Below are 16,195 nucleotides of genomic sequence, written 5' to 3'. Positions count from 1 at the left end.
ACCGATTCGATTCATCGGCCCCCTTTCTACTCTCATCCGTTAAAAACGATAATTTTTTCTTCCGTCATTTCTTCAATCGCATAGCGCGGACCTTCTTTGCCCGTTCCACTTTTCTTCACGCCACCGTATGGCATATGATCAACACGATAGCCTGACGTATCATTAATTATGAGTCCACCTACATGAACCTCATTGATCGCCTTTAAGGTAAACGCGAGATCATTCGTAAAGAGCCCAGCTTGAAGACCATACTCGGAATCATTCACTCTCGCAATCACGTCATCTGTTGAACGGTACGTGCTTACCGCTACGACCGGACCAAAGACTTCTTGACGACAAACCTTCATATCATCATTCACATTCGTGAGAATCGTAGGTTGATAGAAAACGCCATCTCGTTTTCCACCCGTTTCAATCACAGCTCCCTGATCAACTGCTTCTTGTACCCAGCTCTCGACGCGAATTGCTTCACGTTCAGCAATCATCGGGCCAATATCAGTCGCCGCGTCCATTGGATCACCTAAAACAAGTCCTTCTGTTACTTCCTTCATTTTTGCAAGAAACGGCTCATAAATATCTTCATGGACATAGACGCGTTGGACTGAAATACAAACTTGCCCTGCATTATTAAAACTTTTTTGCGCTGACTGCGTTGCCGCTGTTTCAACGTCGGCATCATGATGCACAATCGTCGCTGAATTGTTTCCTAGCTCTAACGCTACTTTACGCAATCCTGCTTTTTCACGAATATGTTGCCCAACACGTGGACTTCCAGTGAAGGTAAACATGTTCACATCTTGATTCGAAAGAAGCCATTCGCCTACCGTTGCTCCCTCTCCCGTAATCAAATTTAGGCGTCCTGCTGGAAGTCCCGCTTCTTCAAATATTTCCGTTAAAAGAATCGCACAAACCGGCGTCACTTCAGCTGGTTTTAATACCACGCTATTGCCAGCTGCAAGTGCAGGGCCAATTTTGTGGCACACAAGATTCAGTGGTACGTTAAATGGCGTGATCGCTGCAACAACCCCAATTGGAAAGCGTCTAGTATACGCCTGACGCTGTTCTGACCCAGGCGCAGCTTCAACCGGAATACCTTCGCCGTGAATTCGCTTTGCTTCTTCTGCCGAAACTTCTAATGTTAGAGCAGCACGACCTACTTCACCTTTACACTCCGCTAAAGGCTTTCCAACTTCCTTAGCAAGCACTTCTCCAAGCTCATCCTGACGAGCTCGAAGTGTTGCGGCTGCCTTAAGCAAAACCGTGTATCGATCGTAAGGCGAAAAAGGGGTTTTCAATGCTGTCTTAGCCGCTTGCACCGCATCGGTTACATCCTGTTCATCAGCTGTACCTGTTTTCGCTGCTATTTCTTGGGTATACTTGTTTAGCACGTCATCTGTTGCTGTTTTTTCTCGCCATTCCCCATTGATGAATAGCCCATAAGTTCGAACTGAAGTTTGTGTAGCCACGTTAACATCATCCTCCTCTTTTATAACGTTACGACCTTTTTACCTGACAAAAGTTCTTCTGCTTTCCCCTGACTACCAAATACGCGAATCTTTTCCTGAACTTTTTCTTTCATGCGTAAGCGACCGAGACCAAGTGAACTAGCGAGCACAATATCATCCGGGTTTTCTGCAAAAGCTTCTTGAACGCCTCTCGTAAATGCCTGACGAAGCTCAGTGTCCACATTGATTTTCGCAATACCTAGTGAAATCGCTCGTTGCACCTGCTCATCCGGCACATCGGATCCGCCGTGTAGGACAACTGGACGCTTGACTGCATCAACAATTTCTTTTAATCGCTCGAAACGAAGGTTAGGCGTTTCTTTATAAATTCCGTGTGCTGTTCCAATCGATACGGCGAGGTAATCCACATCTGTTGCTTCTACGAAAGCGACGGCTTCTTCTGTCGTTGTAATCAGTGCATCCTTTTCATCAACCGTAATGTCATCTTCCGTGCCACCGATTTTACCGATTTCTCCTTCTGATCCAATCCCAAGTGCTCTTGCAATATCGACCACTTTTTTCGTGGTTGCCGTGTTTTCTTCAAAAGATAAACCAGACCCATCAAACATGACGGATTGGAAGCCCATTTGCACAGCTTGCATCGTTTGCTCGAACTGACGGCTGTGATCAAGGTGAATCGCGACAGGAACATCAAACTCTCTTTCATACGTATCGATCAACCCTTTTAATGCTTCCATGCCCAGGGTTTGAATTACTTTCTGCCCCACTTGTATCATAATAGGTGCCTTTTCCTCTGCAGCTGCTTCAAAAATCGCTAGCACGGTTTCTGCGTTATGTGCGCTAAATGCCCCTACCCCATATCCATTTTGAAAAGCATGATCCAGCATTGTTTTTCCGTTAATAAATGGCATCATCATTTCTCCCTTCTATCGTTTCAATTCAATATTGTAATGGTACTGATCACTTCTGTATTTCGTTTTTGTATATTCGATTGGATGATCATTCAATCCATAGCTGAGACGCGTCATTTCAAGTAATGCTTCACCCGGCCGGATCGCCAATGAATCTGCTTCATCAATCGTAGCGTTAATCGCGGCAATTCGCTCTTTTGCTTTGTTTAAATAAACCTGATAGTTTTCTAGAATTTCATAGTATTTCGCTTTATTTAAATCATGCTGCATAAGTATCTTTCCAATTGACTCTGGCCAGCACGTTCGTTCAAGGGCAACAGGCGTCTCATCCGCAAACCGTATGCGTTCAACGAGAAGAATCGGAGCTCCTTCAGCCACTTGAAGCATTTCACTTTCATGAAAAAGGTTTTCCTTAAATTCAGCTCGTATCAATTTGGATGAAGGAACCTGCCCTTTTTCCATTACTTCTTCCGCAAAACCTTTTAACTGCCCAAGGTTACCTACCAATTGATGTGGCTTTACGATCGTGCCATGACCCTGTTTCTTTTCGAGCAAACCATTTTGAACGAGAATCGCAATGGCCTGACGAATCGTCGTCCGGCTAACACCAAATTCCTTGATGAGCGCTTGCTCTGTTGGAATGATCGTATTTGGTTTCCACGTTCCACTCTGAATGCGGTCGATCAGAACATCTTTTATTTGGAGATAAAGCGCCTCTCCGTTCTGATTAATCGACATACATTTCAGTCCTATGTAATGGCGGTGGGTACGACCTAATATCTTCACCGATAAGCGGTTTTAGCCATTGATAATATGCTTTCTGATCTTCAATGAACACCTCAGGCATCACTCGTTCTCCAGCAGCCACTACGTTACGAAGTTCAATCGGGGTCATCCTTACTGAATAGCGATGGTGAGCATTCCGTTGAATGGAGACCATCACATTTGAAACCCCTTCACGAATCCATTCGCCTCCAACGCTCCCCACACGATAAGCTTCTTCTCGATCAACGTCCGAAACGACTTCAGAAAAACTTCGCTGGTTCATGCCTAGAAGTTCAGCTCTTGTCATAACGTTTAACTCACTTTTTAAAAAGCCAGCTACCTCATTGGAAATTCCACCAAGCACTGTTCTACCAGCGACATTTCCTCGCGCTACTTGACCCGTCTTTCCAAAACAAACGCCTTCACTCACAACGACCGTGGCATACCCAAACCGATTTAATGCGGTGTTTACATTTTCAAGAAGCATTTCTGCTTGAATTGGTCGCTCTGGAATACCAATAAAATGCGGCCCTTCTTCTTCATACTCCTTAAGAAGCCCAGATGCCGCGGCCAGCCACCCTGCGTTTCTTCCCATCGTTTCAAGTACACGAACTTTTTCAAAATTCTTCATAGAAGCGAGGTCGCGGCTCATATCTCGCGTCGCCTGAGCAACATATCGAGCCGAACTTCCAAAGCCAGGCGCATGATCTGTACCACCGAGATCGTTATCCACCGTTTTGGGAAGTCCGATGACTTGAAGGGAAAAATTTTGCCTCTTTGCTTCCAATTCTACTTTCGCTAGTGCTTCCATGGTTCCGTTACCGCCGATAAAAACAAGCACATCGACCCCCTGCGCCTGTAGCAGGTGCACCCCTTTTTCAATATGCTCATCTGTTAGTGGAAACCGACCTGATCCAAGACACGCCCCAGGTACGTCTCGATGAAGATGGATGCGACGTAGCATCTCATCATCACCATCTAAATACATCCCATGCGCTAATCCTTCATAACCATTTTGTATAAAAAGCAGAGAATGATCGCGTTCGATCTCTTTCACAAACCCTGCGAGGGTAGCATTTATTACGGCCGTAGGTCCCCCGGCCTGACCAATAGCGACCTTTTTCATGCAACTGTCTCCCTTCAGTTCTTTGTATAGACCGTCGTCTTCAGACCAAGCTGCTTTCCAAGTTCAACGAGCTCATCGGCTACATCATCATAAATAATGGCGTAGTGTGGTTCGAAGCCTTCTTCCATTAACCCATATAACGTGTCATTGATTTCGGTTTCAAGTTCCACTTCAACAGACGTTCCATTGAAACGCTGAGGCGTATCGAGTGCGTTTCCTCGCATCACAAGCAAGCGATATCCTTCTGGCGTATAGCCAACGCGGAACATCGTCACGCGACCTGGTTTTAATCCAAATTCCATCGTAAAGCCTAGCTTTCGGTTTGGATGAACGCCTGGGCGTGCACCTTGATCAGGATGGGCGAGCGAATAAGCGCCAGCACCGCAATGCCAGAACACAACCGAATTACTTGCTTCATTGACGTGAACCATATCGCCAAGATACGGCGCACTTCCTGTTAGCTGTTGCAGAATAAACATCGATACTGAACCGTGAATATCGGATTCACACGATGACACAACGCCGTCCTCAGTAAATTGAGAAAGGGTTGAACATGCCGCAGCACCAAGCTCATTGAAAAAGTCTGGCCAGCAGCGGATCGCAAGCGCTGATACGTCTTCTGCATCAATTTGTTCCTGAACATACGTCGTAAACTGAGCAAATCGCTGTACCGTTTCTTCATTCCGATTTAGCCCAATCACCTGTTGCTCTGCTCGTTCAATCGCGCCTTCCCATTTTTCACGAGGTAGCTTAACGCATTCTTCAAATGCTTTGTTTAAATCGAAGTTTTTCACCGTTACGCCAAGTTGTTTTTGAAGCGCTTCTTCATCCGTTCCTGAGAAGAAAAAGCCTGGTGGATGTTCTCCAATCACACCAATTGTAAGACCTTTCAGATCTTCAATTACTTTTTGCACTTTCAGTTGAACTTTAATTCTCTTTTGTACTTGCGCCTCATCCCCATTTCCGAATACAAAGCTAAATGGGTGGTTGGCACACCGTAGCACATGACTTGTGCTGTTTCCGCCGGTTAACGAATTTAAGCGAAGTCTTCCGCCTACACTTGGCTCACGTACCGACCAAACAATCACTGGCGCTTCCACTTTTTTTATTAACGCTTCAACAAATTCACCATCAGCAAACGTTACGCTCTGATAGATGCTTGCAATCACATCATCGCTGTTAACGTTTTCAAGAAAAGCCTCAAGATCTTCAGGAGACGTAATGATTTCCTCTGGTTCAATCACGTTCTTGGTCACGCTATGCAGAAATTCCGAACTTTTCTTTCGCTGTAGCTCTCCCGCTTCTAGATCAAACGTCTTTCTTCCGATTGGTACGTATAGAATGCTTGTTTTTGGCACGATTGGTCACAACCTTTCTCCTCCATTTGTTACATTTACTATATCATACATTATTATGTTTTAAAATAGGTAGTAACCTTTTATTTCGCGTGCTTATTTAAGTGCTGCTTGTTGAAAAATAGCTGCATAGTCCGAATGCTTGCGATAGAAGACTGGCGTTTCACCAATCGGAGCGTTCACTTCAATCTGGCCTCCACTTGTTTCCTTACCACTCCATAAATGAACCCAGTCATCTTCAGGCAAGTACACCGACCATGTTTCTTTTCCTTCTTCATAAACCGGTGCAACCACCATCTCTGAACCTAGCATATATTGATATTGGATGTTATAAGAAGCAAGATCATGTTCATACTCCATAAACATCGGGCGTTGAATCGGAATTCCTTTTTCAGCGTTCTCTTTGCTTAACGCTTTTAGATAAGGCTTCAGTGCTGTATAAACGTTTGTCATTTTCACAAAATGCTCGAGCGTCTCTTCGTCTTGATCAAACTGGAAACAATCATCAGGACGATTTCCCTCGTGCGTTCGCATAACAGGTGTAAATGCCGCCATATCAACCCAGCGAAGCAGTAGCTCTTTGTTTCGCATGTTGCCATGAAGACTTGTGTAGCCACCGATATCGCTATGATGAACGCCATTTCCACTCATCCCAGCAGATAGCGTAGCTGGAATAACGGAAGCAAGACCATCGTCGAGACTCCAATCAACACTTTGATCGCCAGCCCATAGTAATGGACAGTACCCCTGACTACCTGAGTAACCAGCACGCATAAAGTACACAATATCGCCCCAGCGTCCTGCTTTTTGAACAGCGTTATGATTCACTTTTGCCCACATGACGGGCCAGGCGTTGTGCATTTTGGTTGCTGGTTCTCCGCTATGAAGCTTTAAGTCTGTTGGCAAATATTCACCAAAATCAGCCATCCATCCGTCCATTCCAAAATCAATCATATTCTTTTGGATGACGTCTTCATACCATTCACACGCCGCTTCGTTTGTAAAATCAACAACGCCACAATCGAATTCACCGAAGTCGACCACATAATCACCGCCATCTAACGCCGTAGCAAGATAGCCATTGTCATAGGCTTCACGGTACAGGTCTCCTTCAACTGCAACATAAGGGTTGATATATCCCATAAAACGAATGCCTTTTTCCTTCCATTGTTTCACTTTTTGATCGAGTTCAGGATACTCCTCCGGATTCCATTTCCAGTTCCACATCAAGCGTTTCCCAAATGACGTCACACGCTTACCTTGCCAGTCCTGGCACCAAACAGCGCCAATTTTCATTCCTTTTTCAATCGCGCGATCAATTTTATTTTGTACGCGTTCCGTTCCTCCCTGCATCCCGAGCCAGATGCCATCAAACGTCCAATCTGGAAGCTCTGGTTGCCGACCGAGACGAGCAGTTAGCTTTTCAACGAGATCTTTATACGTCTGCCCTGTTTCAAACAAAATCGAAGCCGGTGCTTCCCAAATGTGTAGCTCATGAAAATCGTCTCGCTGAAAATCGAAGTCAGCGAAAGCCGTCGTCTCAACATGGCAGTAGTATTTATTCGTAGATACATAGGTTGGCTGAGGATAATTCGTATTGTAATAGTCGCCACCAGCTTGATCTTTCACATCGGCTTGCCAGGTGGTATAAGTCGATTTATTCCGTCCTACACCGGGTTCAGACGTCCAGAGTGGGAAGTTCTTTCCTCTTAAATTGAAATAGGAAAGCTGTTCCCCACACCCATAAATTTTCTCATCGGCATCAGCGGCAACGCGTAACCAGAAACGATTAAACAGAGGATCTACGAGCTCAAACGATACGCGCAGACCTTCTTTGTCTTGCTTTAATACCATTGTTAACAGCTCGTGATCGTGAGAGAAGTGGCGAAATCCGATGCGACACGTCTCTCCTTCATACCGTACTGTTGCATAGCGAAGAGCTACTCGTTCCACAACATAATCTTTTATTTTAAAATTACCTCTGTACATATCAATCGTTTCTTCACCGCTACCAACGAAAATAAATGGTTGGGCTGGTGAATGACGAAACAGTAAGCGACCGTCCAGATGAACGTCAAATTCTTCTCCATTTTGCTTCACTTCAAAACTCGGTTTGATCGTTTTTGTATTTAACATGATTTCCCCCTACATATTTATCGTTTATGCGCTTCTAAATTTCTTTTCAGCGTTAACTGCTTCTTCATGCTTCCTAGTAACAAATCCAGAGTATTTTTTATTCCATGATTTAAGGGCAAGAAGGTAACAAATTCCTCCAATGACAGCCGTTCCTAAGATCGCTGGCCAGAACCATCCAGAAACCATTCCACCCGCGTAGGCAAATCCAATTGGTGAGAAGAGGATGTAGACCATCACGACAAGGCTAATGAGAACAACAGAAACTGGAATCGTAAACTTCCACGGCACCATGTCCACCTTTGGATTCGCTCGGAACTCATACGCTTCAGGAAGAGGACGAATGCGCCCAACGACCATCATGATCGTAACCTCAATAAGGAAAAGGATGGCTGAAATATGAATAAAGTTCATCGTTATTTCAATGTTAAACAGCTGGTTTAATCCCCACACAAGCATGTAGTACGTAATCACGTGGAAAATAATCGCGATTTTCGCTCCAAGTGCAGGGATGCGTTTCGAAACAATCCCAACAAGAACAATGGCAATAATCGGGATGTTAAAGAAGCCTGTAAAGCGGCGAATCAAATCCCACAATCCATCCGGTGCGTTCATAAGCATTGGCGCAATAAAGAAAGAGACAAGCGCGAGAACGCTTCCAAAGTATTTACTAACATTGATCAGCTGGCGATCTGTGGCGTTTTTATTAATACCAGCTTTGTATACATCAAGCGCAAACATCGTTGCCGCACTGTTTAACAGTGAGTTGAAACTTGAGAACACGGCGCCGAGAAGCACAGCTAGAAAGAGTCCAGACATAAATGTCGGCAGCAAATTCGACACAACCGTTGGATAAGCGAGATCCACTGGATCCATTGAGCTTCCATAGAGATGGAAAGCAATTACTCCTGGAATCATCATCATAAATGGTACGGTAAGTTTATAAAATCCAGAAAGTAGTACACCTTTTTGACCTTCTGCTAGGTTCTTCGCACCAAGCGTTCGCTGTATCACGTACTGATTCGTTCCCCAGTAGAACATATTCATAAAAATCATTCCGGTAAAAATAGTAGAAAACGGAACAGAATCTGTACTCGATCCGATCGCATTTAACTTCTCAGGATTTTCTGTTGTAATCGTTTTGATTCCTTCTAACATGTCCCCGTTTCCAAGGGCAAAAAAGCCGAGGATGGGAACAATTAAGCCAATAAAGAGAAGTCCTATTCCGTTCAACGTATCGGATACTGCTACCGCTTTTAACCCACCAAAGATGGCATAAATAGCACCGATAATGCCAATCACCCAAATGACGAGCCAGACAGACGATTCAAATGAAATGCCGAGTAGCTCTGGTACATCGAAAAGACGAAGTATCGCAAGTGCCCCAGAGTAAAGGACTGATGGAATCGTCACAAACATATAACCAAGCATGAATAAAATAACTGTGTATCTGCGAACGCTTTCATCATACCGTTTACTTAAAAACTCAGGTAAGGTTGAAAAGGCACCGCCAAGATAGCGAGGTAGCAAGATAAGCGCCATAATGACGATCGCAAATGCCGCTGTCACTTCCCAGGCCATGTTGGAAAGGTTCGTTCGATAGGCTTGTCCATTCAAGCCAATTAACTGTTCGGCAGATAGGTTTGTGAGCAAAAGAGAACCTGCAATAAATCCACCCGTTAACCCTCGACCTGCGAGAAAGTAACCATCTGAGTCATTGACTGAATTCCTTGTTTTTAAGTATGAAACCCACGCGACGAGCGCCATAAAGAAGACGCATGAAACTAATGTGAATGTGATACCCGACATAAGGTTGTCCTCCTTTATCCCTTGCTGTAAACAACTGTTATATTTTCACCGACAATTCCGTTGTGAGCGCCAAGTGACATAAATCGTTCATGCTCTGGATGAGCAAGTAGCCATTTATTTTTCATAAAAAGGAGCGGATCTTGTTCTTTTTGAGCATCTTCTAACGGCGTATTCGTTCCTTCTGGCAAAATCACTGTACATTTGAATCCTTCATCGCTCACTTTACATGGAGCAAGGTGAAGGGTTGTTTGAAACATTTCAATCGCGGTACCCTCTGGAATATAAAACGCTTTAATATTCTTCACATCGTATGTATGATTTGTAATGTCTTTCGTATGTCCTAGAAGGAGTACAAAATCCGTAATGGCAACGTTAATTTCACTTCCCTTATGAAATTCAAGACCACCTAAAGCGGAATTTTTCCCGTTACAGTACCCAATCTGTACCGGCATCCCTCCATAGTAGCTGTTTTCAACGAAGGCTTTCACCGACTCCGCTTCTAGCTCTTCTCTCGAAGGAACATAGTGATTTCCCTGTTCGGGAATCTCCGTCTTCTTCATCAAATCCGCTATCTTCTCATATGGGAAATCTGGAAGAACCTTTCCAAATGCTCGAAAAGCTTCAGAATCTACTGACTTCACTTCTAGATGTGGATTTAGCTCTCGTAACACTTCAATCATATCCGTACCTCCGATATAAGTAGTAATGTTTATATAAACATCATAACCTTTTATCACATTATATTGTAAACGCATTCATAATTGCAATAGTTTTTTTGAAATTATCAGTACTTTTGTAATAGGGGTCAGATTCGAACCTGACCCCCGCCACGCTACCACTTTAATAAACAACAGCATTCGTCAAATCAACGTAATCCACTTCTTCTCGACTATCAATCAACCATTTCCCACCGTTTTTCACTAGTTTATAGTGAAAACCACTTGAAGTGACTTCCGTCTGCACGTTGGTTTCTCCTTGATCATGATTGGCTGAGTCCATCGTAACGAGAACATCGATTTCTGCTTTTTTTCCAGACGAATCAATAAATAGGCTGTCGAGATCAAAGGCTGCTTCCACAACCTCTCCAGTAAAAGCGGCATTATTTTCTCTGACAGACTGGAAGCGTTCTTCAAAATACGAGTGAAGCTCCGGGGTTAGGTTTGAAAAGTAATCTGTTTCAAGGTTTTCATAGGCAAAGATCCAATCATTTAAGTACGTATTAACAGCTGAAATGATCAGACCTGTTTCATCTTGATTCTGCACCACTTCTGGCTGATCGGCGACTTCCTTTTCAATCGCTACAGGTTCGCGATAGTCGATCGAAAAGAACGGAGCCTCTCCTTCAAAATGAACGGAAGGGCTTTTCACAACGCCTGCTTCAAACGTTTTCTCTGCATGCATAACAACAGATCCGTCCGTTGGATACGGACCGATTTCTCCGGTATCACCTACCGCGATGCCAGTGTCTTTTCCATTTATAAATAAGCGAGCATCTTCGTAGTTCGAATCTGGCGTCACAAACGCGCCATTAACAGGCAAATCGACCTGCACGGTTTCCTCAGACGGCACGAGTTCCACCTCCGCTTCCCCACGCATCGTGTACCCCTCATTTTCTAATTTTGTTTCAAAATGATAGCTCCCTGGCAGAAATGGCCCGATTTTTTTACCATCTTCTCCAATCGTTCCGCTCTCTTCTTTATTAATGAAAAGCGTTGTTTTATTGAATTGTGTTCCTACCTCTACATAGATCGGGGGAGGAGCGATTACGTAATCCTTAAATAGATAAAAAGCCTTCCCATCTTCCATTAACGTCATTTGAAGGAGCATGCTTTCGTTCGGTTTGATAAGCGTATGATCGCTCAAACTTCTAGCCTGTCTCTCCAAATCTTGAACAAGGAGCGTACGTTGGTCAGGATGATCTTTCATAAACGAAACAAAACTCGCAAGTTCAGCTTCCTGTGAAAGCAATGGATTTGTGTCAGGAATGAACTTCCCGATCGCTTCGTAATCCTCTTCCAAAAGCGCATCGCGAAACCGGTCAACTGTTCGCTCAGGAGATGTTACCCATTTTAACGTTAGAAAACTACCAATCAAGACAAGGAGTATCACTCCAATGATCGCTCCCCATAAAAGGCCTCTCGATTTCGTTAATGGCGTTTCCCTCGTTCTTGCTACTTTCTGGCCGCATTTAACGCAAAACGCTCCAGCTTCGTTTCTCTTACACTGATTGCACCAATTCATCTTTCCACCTCCGCCCATTATTCCAAATCATATGGGAGAGATTTCTAATTATGACTGCTATTCCAAACCGTTTTTTTATAACATGATTTAGAACTTTTATCATATCTATGAAAAGGTCGGGAAAAGCACTCGCTCTTCTTTAATGAAGAGCGAATAGAAGCAAGGAGGAGATGGACATGTCGGATCTACAAACGAAAATAGGTGGAGGTTTATCCAAACTTCAAGATGGCCTAAACCAAGGAAAAACGAAACTCCAAACAGCACAGGAAGTTTCTCAGTTAAAGAAGCATGCAAGTGATGCGGCTTCACATCGCATGAAAGTCATCAACCAGCTTGGAGAGCTTACTTATCGACTCTTACGAAAAGGAGAAATCCAGCATTCTGAATTAACAGAACAAGTTGAGCGCCTTCTTCCATACGACCTGGAACTTTATCAAGCGAATCGTTCCCTCAATCAATTGAAAAAAGAATCAAGTGAACACATTTGCGAATGCGGAGCCCCCATTCAAGTAGAGGATACGTTTTGTGGAAGCTGTGGAAGCAAAGTTGTGATAGCAGAACCCCCTCAAGCGCTCGCGACGCAACCGTGTAAAATGTGTAAGGAAGAAGTACCTGAGTCTGCTCGATTCTGCGGCTGTTGCGGTTTAAAAAACGGCTAGGAGGTGGTGATCATCACGTACTGTACAACATGTGGCAACGAGGTTAGCGACAATTACTGTCCTATTGATGGGACTTTTCAGCTTCATGCAGAGACTCCAAGCGTTACATCGGGCGCCAAACCAAAATTTTGTTCAGATTGCGGTACAGAGAATAACAATCACGAGCAATATTGTATGCAGTGTGGTTCTTTTCAACTTCCCCTCGTCCCTTTTAAAGCGGAACGAACACAGGAAAAGATGGCGACCTCTCATGCGATTCCTGATCTCAGCAGTATCAACAAAAGATTGGCCATACTATGCGCCTTTCTTGCCTTTCTTGCGGTTGGCATCATGTCTTTTGTGGTATCAGAAGGCTTTCAGCAGCAAGCCGCTTCCTTTCAACAAACCTTAAATGAGCTCGAGGTTGGGCCCGCAGGCGTCGTAAACGATTTTTATTATAACTACGGTACTGAAAATCCACCATTAACCGACCCCTTTTTTGGAATGACCGATTATTGGATGGCAGCTCATCTTCTTAATTCCACGCTTTCCTTCAATTCCACTGAAGCTGGTGAGCAATTTGGAGGAGACCTTGAGCTTCAGTCTGGCCTGCTGATCCTGCTTTTACTGCCCCTTACTTCGCTACTGATCGCCGGATATCTGTACGGGCGTAGAGCATCCGGAACGTTCCAACACTATTGGGTATCTTCGCTCTTAATCGGACTAGTTTATGGCGTGTTAACGGCACTGATCGCTCTAATCGCGGGATTCCAATTCAATGCTTCCGCACAAGATAGCGGAATAGTTGCAAGTTTGGCAATCGAGAACAACTATCCGTTCATAAAAGCTTTCTTTGCTGCATTTTTCCTGGGGACAATCTTTTCGTTTATTGGTAGTTTGTATGGAAGTGGTGCGATAAAACAACTCACTTCTTCTCCACTAAAAGAAGGCATCAGAACGATCACATTCGGAATCGCCCTCTCCTCTGCAGTGATTATTCTGTTACTCTATCGTTTCATGTCTGACGCTAACCCTTTTCTTAGCTTTGACGATCTTCCTGCAACCTATTTCCTAATCATCGCGGTTCAAGGCGGTTTTCTTCTATGGAATGCGCTCAACCTTTCTTCTCTTACGTTCGATATGAACATACTAGATGAGAAACTGCAGGTGATGTATTCTGCACTTGGTGGGCTGAAATTTCAAACAAATGATCCTTTCTCAATCTTTAGCTTCCTATCAAGTAATCCAGGAAACTTAAAACTCTACATGATCATCGGGTTGCTCATCCCCATTGGTTTATTCCTATGGGCAGGATACAGACTCCAACAGGGAGGCGCCATTCAGCTTCATCGGATTATCGTCTTTGGTTTACTATACGCTTTTCTGATGTCTTTACTAACTGCTGGTTTAAATACTGGATTCACATTTAAATTAGATTTCTCAGCTCGAGAATTTCAAGACATGACAGACGCACCATTTCTTTTTATTGGTTCCTCCGCCATCGCGACATTCTTCAAATGCTGGATCTTCTCAACACTTCTTGCGATTTGTGGAGCTTATTGGAAGAAACGGAAAGCGGAGTGAATGAGCGTCCGCTGTCGGTGGACTTTTGAGGTTTTTTGTTTGCGAAGGGGGTCAGGCTCGAGCCTGACCCCCTTCGCTTTTCACTTCTCTACCTCACCAACACCGCATTCCGCACGTACGTAACGCCTTCTACCTCAACATCCTGGTAAACCCATTCACCTGTATATGTCATAAATTCAAGACCCTCTTCAGTGAGCAGCACCGTGTCTTCTGACTTTACGCCAGGCAAAGAAGGATTCCATGCGTAGGCTTGATTCACGACAATCTTGTTTGGCGTTTCCGGATTCGCGAGAAATTCGCGCGAATTAAATCCGGTTAAACCGCCCTGATGAAGAAGTTTCCAATCTTCCGGGAAGCCTTGCTTCGCGTACTCCTCAATACCAGCTTGAATCACTTCCCCAGCCGTGGCTCCAACTTTTGTAGCATGATTCATCACGCTATCAATCCTTGCAACCGCAGCACTATGCTGACGCAATTCTTCTGGCTGTTCGTCAAAGTAAACGAGTCGCGTCACGTTTGCGACAAGGCCTGCTTCTTCCGCACAAATGACAATCATCGCATGACGCTCAAGCTTCTTCTCAGTTGGAATTGGGTGGCGATAGCGATAGATCCGTTCATCTGTTGCAACGAGCAGCACTTGAATCGACATCCCACCTGCAAGAATTTTTGCTGCAAGATGCGCTTCAATTTCTTTTTCCGTTTGACCTGGAACAATTTCACGGCACGTCTCTTCTACCGCTTTGGCCGCTTTCTGACAGAGATTACGGTACCGTTCACGCTCATCAGCCGACAAGATCGAGCGATACTTTCCAAGCTCTTCATCCACTACATCCCAGTCGCCATAAGGCATGTCAGCTGCCATCCGCAGTCCAGTCGTTACCGATTCAATTAAATCTTCAGCAGGCTTGTACCAATCATCAGACAGCACTTCAAAAGAAAACGACAGATCGGCACATTCTTCTTCCACAATACGGCGCTCTTCCATTTTTGACGTCACCAAGTACGCTTGATCACGCGTGATAATCCAGTCCGCTACGCCTGCTTCCATCGTCTGAACGATATAATTCGTATTCCCGCCTGTGATCCAGGAAAAATTGTTCCGCCTTCTAAGCAAGATCCCATCATAACCGTGTTCTTCTAAAAATAAGCGTACCTTCTCAATACTCATGACTGATCTCCATACCCTTCAGGATGATTTTGATGCCAGCTCCACGCGTGCGCCACAATTTGCGAAAGGTCTGGATAGACCGGCTTCCACCCAAGTTCATTCATCGCTTTGGAAGAAGAAGCAATTAACGTCGCTGGATCTCCAGCGCGACGAGGCGCTACTTCTGCTTCAATGGATTTCTCTGTCACATTACGACACGTATCAATCACTTCTTTCACCGTAAATCCTTTGCCATTACCAAGGTTATAAATGCCGCTTTCATTCGTTTTTTTCATCTTTTTCAAGGCCAGATAGTGCGCCTGCGCAAGGTCAAGGACATGAATATAATCACGGACACACGTGCCATCTTTCGTATCATAATCATCACCGAAAATCGAGACTTTCTCACGTTGACCAAGCGCCGCCTGAAGGACGATTGGAATGAGATGCGATTCTGGTTGATGATCTTCGCCAATATTCCCTTCTGGATCGGCACCAGCTGCATTAAAGTAGCGAAGCGACGTTGATTTTAAGCCGTAAGCATCATCACACCAACGCAGCATCTTCTCAATCGCAAGCTTCGTTTCTCCATACGGATTCGTAGGATTTGTCACGTCATCTTCCTCAATCGGCGTTCGCTCTGGATTTCCATAAGTGGCAGCCGTCGATGAGAACACGATGTATTTCACATTATGTTCAACAAGTTTTGATACAAGCGCCTGCGAACCCGCTACGTTGTTTCGATAGTATTCAAGCGGATTTGTCACGCTTTCTCCAACAAGTGAACTCGCAGCAAAGTGAATGACAGAATCGATCTCATGATCGGCAAAAATTTGATCGATCACTTTTCCATCTGTTAAATCTCCTTTATACAAAGGAACGTTAAGCACAGCTTGTTCATGTCCTTTTGTTAAATTATCAAGCACGACAACATCTTCATTTTGCTGTTGTAAATACATAACCGTATGGCTCCCGATATAACCGGCACCACCAGTGACTAAAATCGCCATGTTTTCCCCT

Annotated in this window: 13 protein-coding genes; 2 read left to right on the top strand and 11 right to left on the bottom strand. The window is 44.4% G+C overall.

All coding sequences use genetic code 11. The features are described 5' to 3' along the window. Positions 1-32: 32 nt before the first annotated feature. The 9 genes from LCL91_RS09680 to LCL91_RS09640 all read right to left on the bottom strand — a co-directional run bounded on the left by LCL91_RS09680 (position 33) and on the right by LCL91_RS09640 (position 11,806). Positions 33-1,466, bottom strand: a complete 1,434-nt coding sequence (locus tag LCL91_RS09680) for an aldehyde dehydrogenase family protein (protein ID WP_224882010.1) — start codon at positions 1,464-1,466, stop codon at positions 33-35. Between the two features lie 20 nt (positions 1,467-1,486). Then, positions 1,487-2,377, bottom strand: coding sequence for a class II fructose-bisphosphate aldolase (locus LCL91_RS09675; protein WP_224882009.1), 891 nt, complete (start codon positions 2,375-2,377; stop codon positions 1,487-1,489). Positions 2,378-2,392: 15 nt separating this feature from the next. Next, complete coding sequence (locus LCL91_RS09670) at positions 2,393-3,115, bottom strand: GntR family transcriptional regulator (RefSeq protein WP_224882007.1); 723 nt, start codon at positions 3,113-3,115, stop codon at positions 2,393-2,395. Further along, positions 3,105-4,268 (bottom strand): diphosphate--fructose-6-phosphate 1-phosphotransferase, encoded by a 1,164-nt coding sequence (locus tag LCL91_RS09665; RefSeq protein WP_224882004.1) that lies wholly within the window; start codon positions 4,266-4,268, stop codon positions 3,105-3,107. The genes LCL91_RS09670 and LCL91_RS09665 overlap by 11 nt, the downstream gene beginning before the upstream one ends. Before the next feature lie 14 nt (positions 4,269-4,282). Then, positions 4,283-5,626, bottom strand: a complete 1,344-nt coding sequence (sftI, locus tag LCL91_RS09660) for a sulfoquinovose isomerase (protein ID WP_224882002.1) — start codon at positions 5,624-5,626, stop codon at positions 4,283-4,285. Positions 5,627-5,719: 93 nt separating this feature from the next. After that, a complete protein-coding gene (locus LCL91_RS09655; protein WP_224881999.1) occupies positions 5,720-7,759 on the bottom strand; it encodes an alpha-glucosidase in 2,040 nt (679 codons plus the stop codon). A gap of 24 nt (positions 7,760-7,783) precedes the next feature. Beyond that, positions 7,784-9,565, bottom strand: a complete 1,782-nt coding sequence (locus LCL91_RS09650; protein ID WP_224881998.1) for a solute:sodium symporter family transporter — start codon at positions 9,563-9,565, stop codon at positions 7,784-7,786. A 14-nt stretch (positions 9,566-9,579) separates the two neighbouring features. Beyond that, on the bottom strand, positions 9,580-10,245 hold the full coding sequence (locus tag LCL91_RS09645) for a DUF4867 family protein (RefSeq protein ID WP_224881997.1): 666 nt from the start codon (positions 10,243-10,245) through the stop codon (positions 9,580-9,582). A 160-nt stretch (positions 10,246-10,405) separates the two neighbouring features. Then, on the bottom strand, positions 10,406-11,806 hold the full coding sequence (locus LCL91_RS09640) for a zinc ribbon domain-containing protein (protein ID WP_224881996.1): 1,401 nt from the start codon (positions 11,804-11,806) through the stop codon (positions 10,406-10,408). A 176-nt stretch (positions 11,807-11,982) separates the two neighbouring features. Here LCL91_RS09640 and LCL91_RS09635 point away from each other — a divergent pair, with 176 nt between their 5' ends. After that, on the top strand, positions 11,983-12,465 hold the full coding sequence (locus LCL91_RS09635) for a zinc ribbon domain-containing protein (RefSeq protein ID WP_224881995.1): 483 nt from the start codon (positions 11,983-11,985) through the stop codon (positions 12,463-12,465). Between the two features lie 6 nt (positions 12,466-12,471). Beyond that, positions 12,472-14,028: a zinc ribbon domain-containing protein gene (locus tag LCL91_RS09630; protein ID WP_224881993.1), complete on the top strand. Its 1,557-nt coding sequence runs from the start codon at positions 12,472-12,474 to the stop codon at positions 14,026-14,028. An 88-nt stretch (positions 14,029-14,116) separates the two neighbouring features. Here LCL91_RS09630 and LCL91_RS09625 read toward each other — a convergent pair whose 3' ends face one another. Next, positions 14,117-15,196: a M24 family metallopeptidase gene (locus tag LCL91_RS09625; RefSeq protein WP_224881991.1), complete on the bottom strand. Its 1,080-nt coding sequence runs from the start codon at positions 15,194-15,196 to the stop codon at positions 14,117-14,119. Continuing rightward, on the bottom strand, positions 15,193-16,185 hold the full coding sequence (gene galE, locus LCL91_RS09620) for a UDP-glucose 4-epimerase GalE (RefSeq protein WP_224881988.1): 993 nt from the start codon (positions 16,183-16,185) through the stop codon (positions 15,193-15,195). Before galE ends, LCL91_RS09625 begins: the two co-directional genes overlap by 4 nt. Positions 16,186-16,195: the final 10 nt, after the last annotated feature.

The organism is Guptibacillus hwajinpoensis (assembly GCF_020171785.1).
GTDB classification, from domain to species: Bacteria; Bacillota; Bacilli; order Bacillales; family Guptibacillaceae; genus Guptibacillus; species Guptibacillus sedimenti.
The sequence above is the reverse complement of the archived record's forward strand: the minus strand, read 5'-3'. Positions and strand labels throughout refer to the sequence as shown.

Bases quoted from the DNA above. Each gene is read 5' to 3' on its own strand.
- LCL91_RS09675 (WP_224882009.1), bottom strand. From the start codon at position 2,377: ATGCCATTTATTAACGGAAAAACAATGCTGGATCATGCTTTTCAAAAT.
- LCL91_RS09640 (WP_224881996.1), bottom strand. From the start codon at position 11,806: ATGAATTGGTGCAATCAGTGTAAGAGAAACGAAGCTGGAGCGTTTTGC.
- LCL91_RS09625 (WP_224881991.1), bottom strand. From the start codon at position 15,196: ATGAGTATTGAGAAGGTACGCTTATTTTTAGAAGAACACGGTTATGAT.
- LCL91_RS09645 (WP_224881997.1), bottom strand. From the start codon at position 10,245: ATGATTGAAGTGTTACGAGAGCTAAATCCACATCTAGAAGTGAAGTCA.
- LCL91_RS09665 (WP_224882004.1), bottom strand. From the start codon at position 4,268: ATGAAAAAGGTCGCTATTGGTCAGGCCGGGGGACCTACGGCCGTAATA.
- LCL91_RS09670 (WP_224882007.1), bottom strand. From the start codon at position 3,115: ATGTCGATTAATCAGAACGGAGAGGCGCTTTATCTCCAAATAAAAGAT.
- LCL91_RS09635 (WP_224881995.1), top strand. From the start codon at position 11,983: ATGTCGGATCTACAAACGAAAATAGGTGGAGGTTTATCCAAACTTCAA.
- LCL91_RS09655 (WP_224881999.1), bottom strand. From the start codon at position 7,759: ATGTTAAATACAAAAACGATCAAACCGAGTTTTGAAGTGAAGCAAAAT.
- galE (WP_224881988.1), bottom strand. From the start codon at position 16,185: ATGGCGATTTTAGTCACTGGTGGTGCCGGTTATATCGGGAGCCATACG.
- LCL91_RS09650 (WP_224881998.1), bottom strand. From the start codon at position 9,565: ATGTCGGGTATCACATTCACATTAGTTTCATGCGTCTTCTTTATGGCG.